This is a genomic window from Pseudomonas sp. DL (assembly GCF_047199225.1).
Taxonomy (GTDB): domain Bacteria; phylum Pseudomonadota; class Gammaproteobacteria; order Pseudomonadales; family Pseudomonadaceae; genus Pseudomonas; species Pseudomonas aeruginosa.
On sequence record NZ_CP178323.1, the window covers coordinates 3626075 to 3641276 of the forward strand.

Consider the following 15202-nt stretch of genomic DNA (forward strand, 5'->3'; position numbering starts at 1 on the left):
ATGTCTCGACCGCCAGTATTGCGGAGCCTTAGACGGCCAGGTCGCGCTGGGTCATGACCTTGTCGATCAGGCCATACTTGACGGCTTCGTCACCGCTCATGAAGCGGTCACGATCGGTATCGCGGGCAATGACGTCCAGGGGCTGGCCGGTGTGGTGCGCCAGGATCTGGTTCAGACGCTCCTTGATGAAGAGGATTTCCTTGGCATGGATCTCGATATCCGAGGCCTGGCCCTGGAAACCGCCCAGCGGCTGGTGGATCATCATCCGCGAATGCGGCAGGCAGTAGCGCTTGCCGGCGGCACCGCCCGCAAGCAGCAGGGCACCCATGCTGCACGCCTGGCCGATACAGGTGGTCGAGACGTTGGGCTTGATGAACTGCATGGTGTCGTAGATGGACATCCCGGCAGTCACCGAACCACCCGGCGAGTTGATGTAGAGATGAATGTCCTTCTCGGGATTTTCAGCCTCCAGGAACAGCAACTGGGCAACCACCAGGTTGGCCATGTAGTCCTCGACCTGGCCGACCAGGAAGATGATCCGCTCCTTCAGCAGGCGCGAATAGATGTCGTAGGCGCGCTCGCCGCGGGCGGACTGCTCCACCACCATGGGCACCAGGCCACCGGCGGCCTGGATATCGGGAACGTGCGGAATAAAAGAGTTGCGAGACATGTCTTGCGATCACTCCCTAACAGATAGTGAAGCCTCAAAGACGCACAAGCCAGCACTAAGGCTGGCTTGTGGGATTCGAACGAGAGGAACGAATCAGGCCGCTTGCGGAGCTTCGGCCGGCTTGACCGCTTCTTCGTAGGATACCTGCTTATCGGTCACAGTGGCCTTTTGCAGGACAGTATCTACGACTTGTTCTTCCAGTACAACAGAACGGACTTCGTTCAGCTGGGGCTCGTTCTTGAAGTACCAGGCGACGACCTGCTCGGGCTCCTGGTAGGCCGAGGCCATTTCCTCGATCATTTCGCGAACGCGACCTTCGTCGGCCTTCAGCTCGTGCTGCTTGACCACTTCGGCGACGATCAGGCCCAGCACCACACGGCGCTTGGCCTGCTCTTCGAACAGCTCGGCCGGCAGTTGGTCAGGCTTGATGTTGCCACCGAACTGCTGGACGGCCTGCACGCGCAGACGGTTCACTTCGTTGCCGATCAGGGCCTTGGGCACTTCGATCGGGTTGGCCTGCAGCAGACCTTCCATGACCTGGTTCTTGACCTTGGACTTGATCGCCTGGCGCAGCTCGCGCTCCATGTTCTTCTGCACTTCGGCGCGGAAGCCATCGAGACCGGTTTCCTTCACGCCGAACAGAGCGAAGAACTCTTCGTTCAGTTCCGGCAGCTTGGGCTCGGCTACGCTATTGACGGTAACGGTGAACTCGGCAGCCTTGTTGGCCAGGTCCAGGTTCTGGTAGTCCTCGGGGAAGGTCAGGTTGAGCACACGCTCTTCACCGGCCTTCGCCCCCACCAGCCCTTCTTCGAAGCCGGCGATCATGCGACCGGAGCCCAGTACCAGCAGGGTGCCCTTGGCGGAACCGCCGGCGAAGGCTTCGCCGTCGATCTTGCCGACGAAGTCGATGTTCAACTGGTCATCGTTCTGGGCGGCACGCTCGACCACTTCGAAACGGGTGTTCTGCTTGCGCAGGACGTCGAGCATATTGTCGACATCAGCATCGGAAACTTCGGCCTGCAGGCGCTCGACCTTGATGTCTTCCAGGCCGGAAACGGTAAATTCCGGGAAGACTTCGAAGGTTGCGATGTATTCCAGGTCCTTGCCTTTCTCGAAGGACTTGGGCTCTACCGACGGCGAACCGGCCGGATTCAGCTTCTGCTCGACCACGGCTTCGTAGAAGGTTTCCTGGATCAGATCGCCCATGGCTTCCTGGCGCGCGGAAGCTTCGTAGCGCTGACGAATGACACTCATCGGCACCTTGCCGGGGCGGAAACCTGGAATCTTGGCACGACGGGCGGTCTGCTGCAGACGCTTGTTGACTTCGGTCTCGATACGCTCGGCAGGCACACCAACGGTCATGCGGCGCTCAAGAGCGGAAGTGCTTTCAACAGAAACTTGCATGGATATTCCTCGTTGCACAGACGTAAGCCGGTCCTTCCGGCTCCCAGAATCAAGGGCATGCATTCTAGTAGAGGGAAAAGCAGAAGTCACCCCGCCAGGGTGCAGGCGGATCCCCGGGGTGTTTCCGGCCGCTTCCGCCGATCGCAGCCCGATCTCGAACGAGTCGCTGGAGCTTCGCCGGAAGCGGGCGCATATAATGCCAGCCGATTCCGCTCCGACCGATGAAACCCTATGGACTGCCCTACCCTCAGCAAGGTATTGCTCGTCGAAGACGACCAGAAGCTCGCCCGCCTGATTGCCAGCTTCCTTTCCCAGCATGGTTTCGAAGTGCGCCAGGTGCATCGCGGTGATGCCGCGTTCGCCGCTTTCCTCGACTTCAAGCCGCAAGTGGTGGTTCTCGACCTCATGCTCCCCGGACAGAATGGCCTGCAGGTGTGCCGGGAGATCCGCCGGGTCGCGAACCTGCCGATCCTCATACTCACCGCCCAGGAGGACGATCTCGATCACATCCTTGGCCTGGAGTCCGGCGCCGACGACTACGTGATCAAGCCGATCGAGCCACCGGTGCTGCTCGCCCGCCTGCGCGCCCTGATGCGCCGGCACGCGCCCCTTCCCGCCTCCCCGGAAAGCCTGACATTCGGCAAGCTGAACATCGACCGACGGCGGCGCGAAGCGGAACTCGAAGGCCTCGGCATCGAACTGACCACGATGGAGTTCGAGCTGCTCTGGCTGCTGGCCAGCCAGGCAGGGGAAATACTCTCCCGCGACGAGATCCTCAACCAGATCCGCGGCATCGGCTTCGACGGCCTGAACCGCAGCGTCGACGTCTGCATCAGCAAGCTGCGCAATAAACTGAAGGACAATCCGCGCGAGCCGGTCCGGATCAAGACCGTCTGGGGCAAGGGCTACCTGTTCAACCCGCTGGGCTGGGAGCTCTGAATGCTGCGCCTGTTCCTGCGCCTCTACCTGCTGCTGGCCCTGGGGTTCGCCGCCGCGATCTTCGTGGTCGACCATGTCATCGACGCGTTCTACGACAGCATCGTCGAGAACTATCACCGCGACGCCGTTCGCGGCCAGGCCTATTCGCTGGTGGAAAAGCTGGCCCCGCTGGACCAGGCCGGACGCCAGCGACAGCTCGAAGACTGGCGTCCCCACTACGGGCTCGAGCTGAGCCTGACGGATGCCAGGCAGGCGAAGCTGACGCAGGAAGAGCAGGCCCTCCTCGACAAGAACCTGCTGGTGGTACGCGAGGACTTCACGGAATTCATCAGCCGCATCGACGCGGGCCCGCAGCTGCTCGACATCAAGCTGCCGCCGGAACCCTCGCTGACCCCACTGTTCACCGTGCTGGCCTACATCCTGCTCGGCGTGCTGGTCGGCATCGCCCTGCTGGTATGGGTCCGCCCGCACTGGCGCGACCTCGAGACCCTGCGCCTGGCCGCGCAACGCTTCGGCGACGGCGACCTGTCATCGCGCACGCGCATTTTCCGACGCTCCGACATCCGCACCCTGGCCCAGCACTTCAACCAGATGGCCGACCGCATCGAAAGCCTGATCAGCAACCAGCGTGAACTGACCAACGCGGTATCCCACGAATTGCGCACGCCGATCTCCCGCCTGTCCTTCGAACTCGAGCAATTGAACAAGCAGGTCGACGCCGAAGTACGCCACGACCTGATAGAGGACATGCGCGCCGATCTCGGCGAACTGGAGGAAATGGTCTCCGAACTGCTGACCTACGCCCGCCTGGAGCACGGCAACGTCGGGAGCCACCGGGAAATCGTCGACGCCGCGAGCTGGCTGGATAGCGTCGTCGCCGACGTCGCCCTGGAAGCCGAAGCCGCCGGAGTCACCTGCGAGATCAGCGCCTGCCAGGTCGAACAGATCCGCATCGAGCCTCGCTTCATGGCGCGCGCAGTGATCAACCTGCTGCGCAACGCCATTCGCCACGCACACTCGCGCGTCGAAATCGCCCTCCTCAATCAAGGCGACAGCTGTCAGATACGGGTCAACGACGACGGCCCCGGGATACCGGCGGACGCCCGGCAGAAGATCTTCGAACCCTTTTCGCGCCTGGACGACAGCCGCGATCGCAGCACCGGCGGCTTCGGCCTGGGCCTGGCGATCGTCCGCCGGGTCGCGCAATGGCACGGCGGCTATGCGGAAGCGCTGGAAACGCCGCAAGGAGGCGCCTCCTTCCGCCTGACCTGGGAGCGACCCCGTTGACAGCGGAGGCTTAACAATCTTTCACAGATTGCTGACAAAGCCGTAAGGACTGCCAGCCAGGCCCGCCCTAGCATGGGACACCTCGCCTTTCCGCCAGGTATTCCATGTTTCGTGCAATGCATCTTTCCCTTCTCGGCTGCCTGCTCGGCACCAGCGGCTGCCACGGACTGCCACCCGCCCCGCCAGCGCCGAGCGCCGCCGTGGGCAACTACGGCGAGGTCATCGACTATCTGCAACGCCACATCCGCCGGGAAATGGAAAGGCAGGACGTGCCCGGCCTGGCCCTGGCATTGGTCGACGACCAGCAACTGGTCTGGGCCCGCGGTTTCGGCTATGCCGACCGACAGCACAGGATCAACGCCAGCGAGCACACCGCATTCCACGCCGGCGACCTGTCCAAGCTACTGATCGCCAGCGCGACCCTGCAACTGGCCGAACGCGGCCAACTCTCTCTCGACGCCCCGCTCCAGGACACCTTGCGCGAGTTCTACGTACGCTCACGCTTCCATGCCGACCAGAGCGAGGCGGATCGCGCGATCACTTTCCGCCGGCTGCTCAGCCACCAGTCCGGCCTTCCTGGCGAACACCTGCCGCCCCTGTTCGGCGAACGCCCGAGCTCACTCGGCCAACTGCCGGCGAAAGTATCCGGCGTCTGGCTGAGCAATCCGCCGGGAACCCAGGTCGCCTATTCCAACCTTGGCTACGAGCTGGTCGGCGCGGCTATCGAGCGCAACACCGGAAAGCACTTCGAGCAGCACATGCGGGAGCACCTGCTGGACCCTTTGCAGATGACTCGTTCCAGCTTCGCCAGGAACGCCCTGCCCCAGGCGCAACGCGCCCAAGGCTACAGCGGCGGCGGTCGCCCCGGCTCCGCCGCCGCCAGCGACCTCCCGGTCAACGACCTGTGGAGCAGCCCGGTCGACCTCAGCCGCTTCGTCCGCATGCTGTTCGCCAACGGGCGCCACAAGGAGCGCCAGCTTCTCCGGAAACACTCCGTCGAGGAGATGTTCCGCCAGCAGAACGCCGGCAATGCCCTGGACTTCGACTGCCAGGTGGGCCTGGCCTGGTTCCTCAGCCCGTGCGGCTCCGCGCCGCTGGAAGGGGGCATCCGTCACTATGAGTACGCCAGCGCCACCCCAGGATTCAGCGCCCACCTGGTTCTGCTGCCGGAACAGCGCCTCGCCGCCATTGTCATGAGCAACGCCGATGACCGCGGTTCGCTCACCGCCTCCCTGGCCCGGCAAGCGGCGTCGCTCATGCTGCAGGTCAGGCAGGGCGCTCGTCGCCCCGCCGTACAGCCCACCCCCGCGCGCGCCCCCGCACTGAAGGTGCCGAGCCCGGAGGACCGGCGACAGCTATACGGACGTTACGCAACCCGCCAAGGCCAGGTTCGCCTGTACGAGCGCAGGGGTCGCCTGTACGCAGATTTCGGCGAACAACGCGTGGAACTGTTGCGCGACACCTCGGGCTGGCTGCAGATGAGAAAAAGACTGCTGGGGTTCTGGCCTGTCGGCGTGGACAGCGCCGGACAGTTGCAACTGGACGTGGTCAGCTACGGCCAACGCCGAATCCTGGTGTCCCGCCGCCACGGCCAGGCCGCCTACCTCGGCGAGCGCATCGAGCCGACACCCCTGCCCCAGGCCTGGACCGAAGCCGTCGGCACCTACCGCGTCGCCAGCACGAGCCGGCACAGCTACCTGAACGGCCTGAGCATCAGGATCGAAGACGGCTTCCTGCTGGTGCGCGGGCAAGCCGGAGGAACCCGCTCCGGCGAGTTCATCCTGCACCCCATCGACAGCGCACACGCCGTCCTGGCCGGCAGCGGCCAGGGCCTGGGAGACACCTTCAGTCGCGACTTCGACGGTCTGAACGCGCTCGGCTACCGCTTCGCCCAGCAAGACACCAAGGCACGTCCCTGGCCGCAACGGAAGGAGCCCCCATGAGAAGCCCCTCCCCGTGCCTCGCCGGCACGCTCGCCAGCCTCTGCTCCGCCGCTGTCGCCGAAGAGTGGCATGACAGCATCGGCCTGGGCGTCCAGGTGAAACACCGTTTCTGAAACGCACCGAGAGAGAATACGAACATGTTCACCGCCTTCGCCTTCCGCGGCCGCCAACCCTATACCGTTCGCCGGAACACAGCCCAGGGCGCGACCTTGCGCCCGAAACTGGCGAACCGGCCGGATGCGCCGACTTCCGCCGGGAAGTCCTGAACTGCGGAGCGTCTACGGCCTCATTGGCAACGGATCACGCCGCTGGCGATTTCGTCGTCGATGGAGCGCAGCGCATCGGCATCCTGGTGCATCTGCTCGATCACCTCGAGCAGGCGCTGCGCCAGCTTCGGATCGTTCGCCCGCTCGACGGCGCGCATGACCTCGACCGCAGCCGATTCATGATTGTTCGCCATCTGCTTGAGAGCCTTGCGCAAGCGCTGCTCGGTCCATTTCATCGACATGTCGCTTCACCCAGACTGCATATACGGACCCGCCAGGAACGACGGGCTCGCTTAAGAGCGCCGGAGCTGGAACAAGTTCAACCTGCCGTCGCCCCATGAGGGCGGGCTGGGTGCCGGAAAGACAAGCGGAGAAGAGATCGTGAAGCGCAAACGAAAACGCCAGGCACAAGGCCTGGCGCTTCGAAATATGGGGTGGACGATGGGAATCGAACCCACGACACCAGGAGCCACAATCCTGTGCTCTACCAACTGAGCTACGCCCACCATATCGTGAATCGTGCCGGACGTTCCGGCTTCAACCGCAGCGGCCGGACAAGCCGAGCCTGAAGGTGGTGCGGACGGAGAGACTCGAACTCTCACGCCTTGCGGCGCTGGAACCTAAATCCAGTGTGTCTACCAATTCCACCACGTCCGCGGGACACTGCTTGGAAATGAAAACGCCAGGCCCCGGGCCTGGCGCTTCGGAATATGGGGTGGACGATGGGAATCGAACCCACGACACCAGGAGCCACAATCCTGTGCTCTACCAACTGAGCTACGCCCACCATATTACGACTTGCGGTAAAACATTGCCTGCTTCTTGCCGATTCGCCGAATGGCGCACCCGGCAGGACTCGAACCTGCGACCATCCGCTTAGAAGGCGGATGCTCTATCCAGCTGAGCTACGGGCGCTTTATTCATCTGCATTCAATGCTGAGCGCAAACTTTAAGCTCTGGCAATCACAAAGTCAGCAACCGACTTGCATTACCTCTTACCCTGCGTCCGGCTGTGCTCGGCAAGCGGGGCGCATGTTATACAGGGGGCGAAAGGCCGTCAACGGGTTTTTTAAAAAAATTCAGCTATATAAAGGAGTTACGGCAAATCCGCGGGTCGCCTCCTTTGCCCCGGGCGGCGTCCATGCGAAAATGCGCGTCCTTTTTCCACCCGATTCGATGGTTACCCTTCCGACATGACCGCACAACTGATCGACGGCAAAGCGATCGCCGCCAACCTTCGCCAGCAGATAGCCCAACGCGTGACCGAGCGCCGCCAGCAAGGCCTGCGCGTTCCCGGCCTGGCGGTGATCCTGGTCGGCACCGATCCGGCCTCTCAGGTCTATGTGGCGCACAAGCGCAAGGACTGCGAGGAAGTCGGCTTTCTCTCCCAGGCCTACGATCTTCCCGCCGAAACCAGCCAGGACGACCTGCTGGCCCTGATCGACCGCCTGAACGACGATCCCGCCATCGACGGCATCCTGGTCCAGCTACCCCTGCCCGCCCACCTGGACGCCTCCCTGCTGCTGGAGCGTATCCACCCGGACAAGGACGTGGATGGTTTCCATCCCTACAACATCGGCCGCCTGGCCCAGCGCATGCCCCTGCTGCGCCCCTGCACCCCGAAAGGCATCATGACCCTGCTCGCCAGCACCGGCGCCGACCTGTACGGCATGGACGCGGTCGTGGTCGGCGCCTCGAACATCGTCGGCCGGCCCATGGCTCTGGAGTTGCTGCTGGGTGGCTGCACCGTCACCGTGACCCACCGCTTCACCCGCGACCTGGCCGACCATGTGTCGCGCGCCGACCTGGTGGTGGTCGCTGCCGGCAAGCCGGGACTGGTCAAGGGCGAGTGGATCAAGGAAGGCGCCATCGTCATCGACGTCGGCATCAACCGCCAGGCCGACGGCCGCCTGGTCGGCGACGTGGAATACGAGGTGGCGGCGCAACGCGCCAGCTGGATCACCCCGGTGCCGGGCGGCGTCGGGCCGATGACCCGCGCCTGCCTGCTGGAAAATACCCTGCACGCCGCCGAACACCTGCACGACTGAGGTCGCCGGTAATGAAAAGCCCCGCGAACGCGGGGCTTTTCATTTATCGCTGCGGGTTCAGTCGGCCAGGCGCCAGGTAGTGCCGCCCTTGCCATCCTCCAGCACCACGCCCATGGCGGTGAGCTGGTCGCGAATCCGGTCGGACTCCGCCCAGTTCTTCGCCGCCCGCGCCTCCAGGCGCGCCTGGATCAGCGCCTCGACCTCGGCCGCATCGACCTTGCCCTCGGCGCCCGCCTGCAGGAAGGCTTCCGGCTCCAGCTGCAGCACCCCCAGCAGGCCAGCCAACTGCTTCAGGCGCGCGGCCAGCGCAGCCGCCGCCGACAGGTCGCTTTCGCGCAGACGATTGACCTCCCGCGCCAGCTCGAACAGCACCGAGCAGGCACCCGCGGTATTGAAGTCGTCGTCCATCGCCGCGGCGAAGCGCTCGACATACTCCGCCGCTTCCGCCGGCGCCGCCTCGGGCAGCCCCTTGAGCGCGTTGTAGAAACGGTCCAGGGCCGCCTTGGCCTCGCGCAGGTTCTCCTCCGAGTAGTTGATCGGACTGCGGTAATGGCTGGCGATCAGCAGGTAACGCACCACTTCGGGGTGATATTTCTCCAGCACTTCGCGGATGGTGAAGAAATTGCCCAGCGACTTGGACATCTTCTCGCCGTTGATGGTGATCATCCCGCAGTGCAGCCAGGACTTGGCGTAGGGCTTGCCGGTCGCGGCCTCGCTCTGGGCGATCTCGTTCTCGTGGTGAGGGAACTCCAGGTCGTTGCCACCGCCATGGATGTCAAAGGAATCGCCCAGGCAGCAGGTGGACATCACCGAGCACTCGATGTGCCAGCCCGGGCGGCCATCGCCCCAGGGCGACGACCAGCTCGGCTCGCCCGGCTTGGCGCCCTTCCAGAGCACGAAATCGAGCGGATCCTCCTTCGCTTCGCCCGGCTCGATCCGCGCACCGATGCGCAGGTCCTCGACCCGCCGCCGCGACAACTTGCCGTAGCCAGCGAACTTGCCGACCCGGTAGTACACGTCACCGTTGCCCGGCGCGTAGGCATAGCCCTTGTCGATCAGGGTCTGGATCATCGCGTGCATGCCGGCGATGTGATCGGTGGCGCGTGGCTCCTGGTCCGGCTTGAGGATGTTCAGCCGGGCCTCGTCCTCGTGCATCGCCGCGATCATGCGCTCGGTCAGCACATCGAACGGCTCGCCGTTCTCGTTGGCGCGATTGATGATCTTGTCATCGATATCGGTGATGTTGCGCACGTACGTCAGGTCGTAGCCACGGTGGCGCAACCAGCGGGTGATCACGTCGAACGCCACCATGCTGCGGCCGTGGCCCAGATGGCAGTAGTCGTACACGGTCATGCCGCACACGTACATGCGTACCTGGTTGCCGACCAGCGGCGTGAAGACTTCTTTGGTCTTGCTCAGCGTGTTGTAGATCTGCAGCACGGTCTTTCCTCAGCCCTGTCCCCAGGAGTCACGCAGGGTGACGGTACGGTTGAACACCGGCTTGCCCGGCCTGGAGTCCTTCAGGTCGGCGACGAAATAGCCTTCGCGCTCGAACTGGAAGCGATCCTCCGGGTTCGCCTGGCCCAGCGACGGCTCGGCGCGACAGCCGGTCAGTACCTGCAGGGAGTCGGCGTTGATGTTGTCGAGGAAGCTGCCGCCCTCTTCCGCCTTCTCCGGATTGGCCGAGCGGAACAGCCGATCGTACAGGCGCACTTCGCACTCGACGCTGCCCTCGGCCGGCACCCAGTGGATCACGCCCTTGACCTTGCGGCCTTCCGGGTTCTTGCCCAGGGTGTCCGGATCGTAGCTGCAGCGCAGTTCGACGATATTGCCGTCGGCATCCTTGATCGCTTCGTCGGCACGGATCACGTAGCTGCCGCGCAGACGCACCTCGCCACCGGGGATCAGGCGCTTGTAGCCGGCCGGCGGGACTTCCTCGAAGTCACCGGCATCGATGAACAGCTCGCGACCGAACGGCAGTACGCGCACTCCCATGTCTTCCTTCGGATGACGCGGCAACTCGAGGTTCTCCACCTGCCCTTCGGGGTAGTTGGTGATCACCACCTTGAGCGGTTTCAGCACGCACATGGCACGCGGCGCGGTGGCGTCCAGGTGGTCGCGGATGCTGAACTCGAGCATGCCGATGTCGACCACGCCGCTGGCACGGTTCACTCCGATCATCTCGCAGAAGTTGCGGATCGACTCCGGGGTGTAGCCGCGGCGGCGATAGCCGGACAGGGTCGACATGCGCGGATCGTCCCAGCCGCTGACATGGCCTTCGTCGACCAGTTGCTTGAGCTTGCGCTTGCTGGTCACGGTGTAGTTCAGGTTGAGCCGGGAGAATTCGTACTGGCGCGGTTGCGCAGGTACCGGCAGGTTGGCCAGGAACCACTCGTAGAGCGGACGATGGTCTTCGAATTCCAGGGTGCAGATCGAATGGGTGATGCCCTCGATGGCGTCCGACTGACCGTGGGTGAAGTCGTAGCTCGGGTAGATGCACCACTTGTCGCCGGTCTGGTGGTGATGCGCATGGCGGATGCGGTACAGGATCGGATCGCGCAGGTTCATGTTCGGCGAACCCATGTCGATCTTCGCCCGCAGCGAACGGGCGCCGTCGGGGAACTCACCGGCCTTCATGCGGGCGAACAGGTCGAGGTTCTCCTCCACCGAACGGTCACGGTAAGGGCTGTTGCGGCCCGGCTCGGTGAGGGTGCCGCGGTATTCGCGCATTTCCTCGGGACCGAGGTCGCAGACGAACGCCTTGCCGGCCTTGATCAGCTCGATGGCCCAGGCATGCAACTGGTCGAAATAGTTGGAGGCATAGCAGACCTCGCCGGACCACTGGAAGCCCAGCCACTTGATGTCGGCCTCGATGGCATCGATGTACTCCTGGTCTTCCTTGGCCGGGTTGGTGTCATCGAAGCGCAGATGGCAATCGCCAGCGAATTCCTGGGCCAGGCCGAAGTTCAGGCAGATCGACTTGGCGTGGCCGATGTGCAGGTAACCGTTGGGCTCCGGGGGGAAACGGGTGACGATCTTCGCGTGCTTGCCGGCATCCAGGTCGGCTTGAACGATCTGGCGCAGGAAGTTCGGGGCGGCGGTGGTCTCTGGCTTGCTCATGGGATCCTTGGTCATGCTCTCGCCCGACCAGGGTAGGCCGGGCAAATCAAAGCGCTTATCATAGCCGAAGCTGTCAACCCCCTGACAGGCCTTCGATTTTCACGACAAAGCGGATTACCCACATGATCAAGCTGCATACCAACCATGGCGTCATCACCCTGAAGCTCGATGAAGAGAAAGCCCCGGAAACCGCGGCGAACTTCAAGGAGTACGTGAAAAGCGGCCACTACGACAACACCGTCTTCCACCGCGTGATCAACAACTTCATGATCCAGGGCGGCGGTTTCGAGCCGGGCATGAAGCAGAAGCCCACTCGCGCACCGATCAAGAACGAAGCCAACAACGGCCTGACCAACAAGGTCGGCAGCATCGCCATGGCTCGTACCATGGACCCGCATTCGGCCAGCGCGCAGTTCTTCATCAACGTCGCCGACAACGATTTCCTCAACCATACCGCCCCCACCACCCAGGGCTGGGGCTATGCCGTCTTCGGCGAAGTGGTCGAGGGCATGGACGTGGTCAACAAGATCAAGGGCGTGGCCACCACCATGCGCAGCGGCCACCAGGACGTGCCGGCCGAGGACGTGATCATCGAGAAGGCCGAAATCGTCGAAGAATGAAGCGATGAGCGTCCTGTTCATCTCGGACCTGCATCTCGAAGCGGAACGCCCGGACATCACCCGGGCGTTTCTGTCTTTCCTCGATGAGCGCGCCCGTCGGGCCGAGGCCCTGTACATCCTCGGCGACTTCTTCGAAGCCTGGATCGGCGACGACGGCATGGACGCCTTCCAGCGCTCCATCGCCCAGTCCCTGCGCCAGGTGGCCGACGACGGTACGCGCATCTACCTGATGCACGGCAATCGCGACTTCCTCATTGGCAAGGCGTTCTGCCGCGAGGCCGGATGCACGCTGCTGCCCGACCCGAGCGTTATCGACCTGTACGGCGAGCCGGTATTGCTGATGCACGGGGACAGCCTGTGCACCCGAGACGAGGCCTACATGCGCCTGCGCCGCTGGCTGCGCAACCCGCTCACGCTCTGGGTACTGCGCCACCTGCCGCTGGCCACCCGGCACAAGCTGGCACGCAAGCTGCGCAAGGAAAGCCGCGCGCAGACCCGCATGAAAGCCGTCGACATCATCGATGTCACGCCCGAAGAAGTGCCCCGGGTCATGCGCGGGCATGGCGTGCGTACCCTGATCCATGGCCACACTCATCGGCCGGCCGAACACCCGCTGGACATCGACGGCCAGCCCGCCCGGCGCATCGTGCTCGGCGACTGGGACCGCCAGGGCTGGGCCCTGGAGATCGACGCCAACGGCCATCGCCAGGCGCCCTTCCCGCTCTGACCCACCCCAGGCCCGCCATGCGGGCCTTTCAGCGAAGCATTATGCGATTCGCATTTTTTCCACCGTCCATCTTGACGTCGCGGGCCACCTTTCAGCAGGATCGCGCTCCCCCACCCCGCATCAAGGAATGATCGTGATCATCTCGAAGGGAAACCTGATCAAGTTCGTCGCCGCCCCCCTCGGCATGCTCGCCCTCGGCTTCGGCCTGTTCAACGGCGTGTTCTTCTATAACGAAGCCGGCTTCATGACCCACGTAAGGACCATCTTCGGCGACGAGAAGATCGTCGATGACGTCGGCTACGCGACCAAGTGGTTCGGTCGCGCCACCACCTGGAAGAAGGCCATCAGCGTGCAGTCCGTGCTGGTCATGGACGATAACGACACCAATCCGGACAACGACGGCCTCGGCGCCACCATCGAGGCTTTCCCGATCGTGTTCCTCGGCAACGTCGACGCCAAGGTCGAATCTTCCGCGCGCTTTCGCCTGCCCGGCGGCGAGCCGTTCCTGAAGATGGCCCAGGAATACCGCAACCCGGACAATTTCATCCGCACCGCACTGGTGCCGGCGATCAAGGAAACCCTCCAGGCCACCGCTTCGCTGATGAGCGCCGACGACTACTACGCCGGAGCCCGCAGCGAATTCGCCGCCGAGTTCGAGAACCAGCTCAACGACGGCCTGTACCTGATCAAGCGCAAGGAAGTCCGCGGGCCGCGCGGCGCCATTCCGCACCAGACCGCGATCCTCCAGGCCGGCACCGAGCAGGGAGCGTTCGGCGACAACAACGCCAGCCAGTTCGTCACCGAGAAGGTCACCGATGCCAAGGGCATCCCGGTACGCAAGCAACAGCAGTTCCGCAAGTTCGGCGTCGAGGTGGTGGAAGCGCGGATCACCAACGTCGATCCCAACCCGCAGTACAAGCAGCGCATGGTCAAGGTCCAGCAGGCGCTCGCCGAGCTGGCGGTGGCGCGGCAGAACCGCCTGAAGGAAGAAGAGGAAAAGCTGCTGGTCACCGCCCGCGGCGAGAAGGAAGTCGAGGCCAAGCGCCAGGAAACCCTGCGCGACCAGATCGAACGCACCACCCAGGCGGAAACCGACAAGCAATTGGCGGTGATCAACGCCGAGCGCGAGAAGCAGCGCGCCGAGATCGAGAAGCAGACCGCCGAACTGCTGCGCGACAAGGCCACGGTGACCGCCCAGGCCACCAAGATCACCGCCGACGCCGAGGCTTACGCCCGCGAAGCGGTGATTAAGGCGGACGGCGCGTTGCAGCCGAAGCTCGACGCGCTGATCGCGATCAACAAGGTCTGGGCCGAAGCCGCCGCCCAGGCCCCCGTCCCCAGCGTAATGATGGGCGCCGGCGCCAACGGCGCGGCGAGCCGCCAGGACGAGATCGGCCAGCTGATGGGCGTTCTGGCGACCAAGGCCGCCCGCGACCTGGCCCTCGACCTCAAGGTCAAGGACTGATCCAGGCAGCAAAAAAAGCGCCCCGCGGGGCGCTTTCTTGTTTCCGACTCAGGCCACCAGGTCCACCGGGAGGCCGCTGTGGAAGCGGAATTCGTTGTCCGGACTGCTGATCAGCTCGGCCTCCTTGGCCCGCACCACCTCGATCGTCCGCTCCACGTCGGCCTCGTCGCCGTACTGGTAGGCCAGCTTCAGGTAGTCCTGGAAATGCCGCGACTCGGACTTCAGCAAACCGCCGTAGAATTTCGCCAGCTCCGCGTCCAGGTGCGGCACCAGGGCGGCGAAGCGCTCGCAGGAACGCGCCTCGATGAAGGCGCCGACCACCAGCGTATCGGTCAGCCGCTGCGGCTCCTGCTTGCGCACCAGGTCGCGCAGCGCCGAGGCGTAGCGGGAGGCGCTGACATTGACCACCCGGATACCGCGTTTCTTCAGGATCGCCAGCACCTGCTCGAAGTGGCGCAGCTCCTCGCGCGCCAGGCGGCTCATCTTGTTCACCAGGTCCAGGCGGCCGGAGTACTTGCCGATCAGTTGCATCGCCGTCGCCGCGGCCTTCATCTCGCAGGCCTTGTGGTCCAGCAGCATGACGTCCTGGCGCTCCAGGGCCGCCTCGACCCAGGCGGCGGGAGTGGAACAGGCAAGGAATTGGTCGATCTCGGGCAACATGGTGCAGGTCACTCATTCTGGAAAGGGCCTGCCATGACGCTGGTCGGGGCAGG

13 protein-coding genes and 4 tRNA genes are annotated in these 15202 nt (G+C 64.0%); 7 read left to right on the forward strand and 10 right to left on the reverse strand.

Translation table 11 applies throughout. From position 1 onward, the window contains the following. Positions 1–28 precede the first annotated feature (28 nt). Positions 29–670: an ATP-dependent Clp endopeptidase proteolytic subunit ClpP gene (gene clpP / locus ACI766_RS16735; RefSeq protein WP_003098129.1), complete on the reverse strand. Its 642-nt coding sequence runs from the start codon at positions 668–670 to the stop codon at positions 29–31. A gap of 93 nt (positions 671–763) precedes the next feature. Continuing rightward, the gene (tig, locus tag ACI766_RS16740; RefSeq protein WP_003087920.1) at positions 764–2074 is read right to left on the reverse strand and encodes a trigger factor; all 1311 of its coding nucleotides are present in this window, start codon (positions 2072–2074) and stop codon (positions 764–766) included. Positions 2075–2305: 231 nt separating this feature from the next. On the opposite strand from tig, the gene parR reads away from it, so the two are divergent. The 3 genes from parR to ACI766_RS16755 all read left to right on the forward strand — a co-directional run bounded on the left by parR (position 2306) and on the right by ACI766_RS16755 (position 6243). Further along, positions 2306–3013, forward strand: coding sequence for a response regulator transcription factor ParR (gene parR, locus ACI766_RS16745; RefSeq protein WP_003098126.1), 708 nt, complete (start codon positions 2306–2308; stop codon positions 3011–3013). Next, positions 3014–4300: a sensor histidine kinase ParS gene (gene parS / locus ACI766_RS16750; RefSeq protein ID WP_087823761.1), complete on the forward strand. Its 1287-nt coding sequence runs from the start codon at positions 3014–3016 to the stop codon at positions 4298–4300. A gap of 104 nt (positions 4301–4404) precedes the next feature. Beyond that, positions 4405–6243 (forward strand): serine hydrolase domain-containing protein, encoded by a 1839-nt coding sequence (locus ACI766_RS16755; protein ID WP_412828461.1) that lies wholly within the window; start codon positions 4405–4407, stop codon positions 6241–6243. A gap of 286 nt (positions 6244–6529) precedes the next feature. Here the strand turns inward: ACI766_RS16755 and ACI766_RS16760 are convergent, their stop codons facing one another. The 5 genes from ACI766_RS16760 to ACI766_RS16780 all read right to left on the reverse strand — a co-directional run bounded on the left by ACI766_RS16760 (position 6530) and on the right by ACI766_RS16780 (position 7424). Beyond that, positions 6530–6751, reverse strand: a complete 222-nt coding sequence (locus ACI766_RS16760) for a hypothetical protein (RefSeq protein WP_003087901.1) — start codon at positions 6749–6751, stop codon at positions 6530–6532. Between the two features lie 188 nt (positions 6752–6939). Further along, positions 6940–7015, reverse strand: a tRNA-His gene (locus ACI766_RS16765). A 66-nt stretch (positions 7016–7081) separates the two neighbouring features. Next, a tRNA-Leu gene (locus ACI766_RS16770) sits at positions 7082–7166 on the reverse strand. A gap of 54 nt (positions 7167–7220) precedes the next feature. Then, positions 7221–7296 (reverse strand) — tRNA-His (locus ACI766_RS16775). Positions 7297–7347: 51 nt separating this feature from the next. Next, a tRNA-Arg gene (locus ACI766_RS16780) sits at positions 7348–7424 on the reverse strand. A gap of 278 nt (positions 7425–7702) precedes the next feature. Here ACI766_RS16780 and folD point away from each other — a divergent pair. Further along, positions 7703–8557 (forward strand): bifunctional methylenetetrahydrofolate dehydrogenase/methenyltetrahydrofolate cyclohydrolase FolD, encoded by an 855-nt coding sequence (gene folD / locus ACI766_RS16785; RefSeq protein WP_003087898.1) that lies wholly within the window; start codon positions 7703–7705, stop codon positions 8555–8557. A 57-nt stretch (positions 8558–8614) separates the two neighbouring features. On the opposite strand, the gene cysS is transcribed toward folD, so the two are convergent. Next, the gene (gene cysS / locus ACI766_RS16790) at positions 8615–9997 is read right to left on the reverse strand and encodes a cysteine--tRNA ligase (RefSeq protein ID WP_017148932.1); all 1383 of its coding nucleotides are present in this window, start codon (positions 9995–9997) and stop codon (positions 8615–8617) included. 9 nt (positions 9998–10006) lie between these two features. Further along, complete coding sequence (locus tag ACI766_RS16795) at positions 10007–11677, reverse strand: glutamine--tRNA ligase/YqeY domain fusion protein (protein ID WP_003139945.1); 1671 nt, start codon at positions 11675–11677, stop codon at positions 10007–10009. Between the two features lie 122 nt (positions 11678–11799). On the opposite strand from ACI766_RS16795, the gene ACI766_RS16800 reads away from it, so the two are divergent. From ACI766_RS16800 to ACI766_RS16810, 3 genes are all read left to right on the forward strand, one after another. Beyond that, positions 11800–12297: a peptidylprolyl isomerase gene (locus ACI766_RS16800; protein WP_003087890.1), complete on the forward strand. Its 498-nt coding sequence runs from the start codon at positions 11800–11802 to the stop codon at positions 12295–12297. 4 nt (positions 12298–12301) lie between these two features. Next, a complete protein-coding gene (gene lpxH, locus ACI766_RS16805; RefSeq protein ID WP_003122838.1) occupies positions 12302–13024 on the forward strand; it encodes a UDP-2,3-diacylglucosamine diphosphatase in 723 nt (240 codons plus the stop codon). Positions 13025–13157: 133 nt separating this feature from the next. Further along, positions 13158–14489, forward strand: coding sequence for an SPFH domain-containing protein (locus ACI766_RS16810; protein ID WP_003120298.1), 1332 nt, complete (start codon positions 13158–13160; stop codon positions 14487–14489). Positions 14490–14537: 48 nt separating this feature from the next. On the opposite strand, the gene ACI766_RS16815 is transcribed toward ACI766_RS16810, so the two are convergent. Further along, positions 14538–15161, reverse strand: a complete 624-nt coding sequence (locus ACI766_RS16815; RefSeq protein ID WP_003122839.1) for a tRNA isopentenyl-2-thiomethyl-A-37 hydroxylase MiaE — start codon at positions 15159–15161, stop codon at positions 14538–14540. Positions 15162–15202: the final 41 nt, after the last annotated feature.

What these genes read in the sequence shown, in the direction of transcription:
- clpP (WP_003098129.1), bottom strand. Translation starts at nt 670, where the DNA reads ATGTCTCGCAACTCTTTTATTCCGCACGTTCCCGATATCCAGGCCGCC.
- tig (WP_003087920.1), bottom strand. Translation starts at nt 2,074, where the DNA reads ATGCAAGTTTCTGTTGAAAGCACTTCCGCTCTTGAGCGCCGCATGACC.
- parR (WP_003098126.1), top strand. Translation starts at nt 2,306, where the DNA reads ATGGACTGCCCTACCCTCAGCAAGGTATTGCTCGTCGAAGACGACCAG.
- parS (WP_087823761.1), top strand. Translation starts at nt 3,014, where the DNA reads ATGCTGCGCCTGTTCCTGCGCCTCTACCTGCTGCTGGCCCTGGGGTTC.
- ACI766_RS16755 (WP_412828461.1), top strand. Translation starts at nt 4,405, where the DNA reads ATGTTTCGTGCAATGCATCTTTCCCTTCTCGGCTGCCTGCTCGGCACC.
- ACI766_RS16760 (WP_003087901.1), bottom strand. Translation starts at nt 6,751, where the DNA reads ATGTCGATGAAATGGACCGAGCAGCGCTTGCGCAAGGCTCTCAAGCAG.
- folD (WP_003087898.1), top strand. Translation starts at nt 7,703, where the DNA reads ATGACCGCACAACTGATCGACGGCAAAGCGATCGCCGCCAACCTTCGC.
- ACI766_RS16795 (WP_003139945.1), bottom strand. Translation starts at nt 11,677, where the DNA reads ATGAGCAAGCCAGAGACCACCGCCGCCCCGAACTTCCTGCGCCAGATC.
- ACI766_RS16800 (WP_003087890.1), top strand. Translation starts at nt 11,800, where the DNA reads ATGATCAAGCTGCATACCAACCATGGCGTCATCACCCTGAAGCTCGAT.
- lpxH (WP_003122838.1), top strand. Translation starts at nt 12,302, where the DNA reads ATGAGCGTCCTGTTCATCTCGGACCTGCATCTCGAAGCGGAACGCCCG.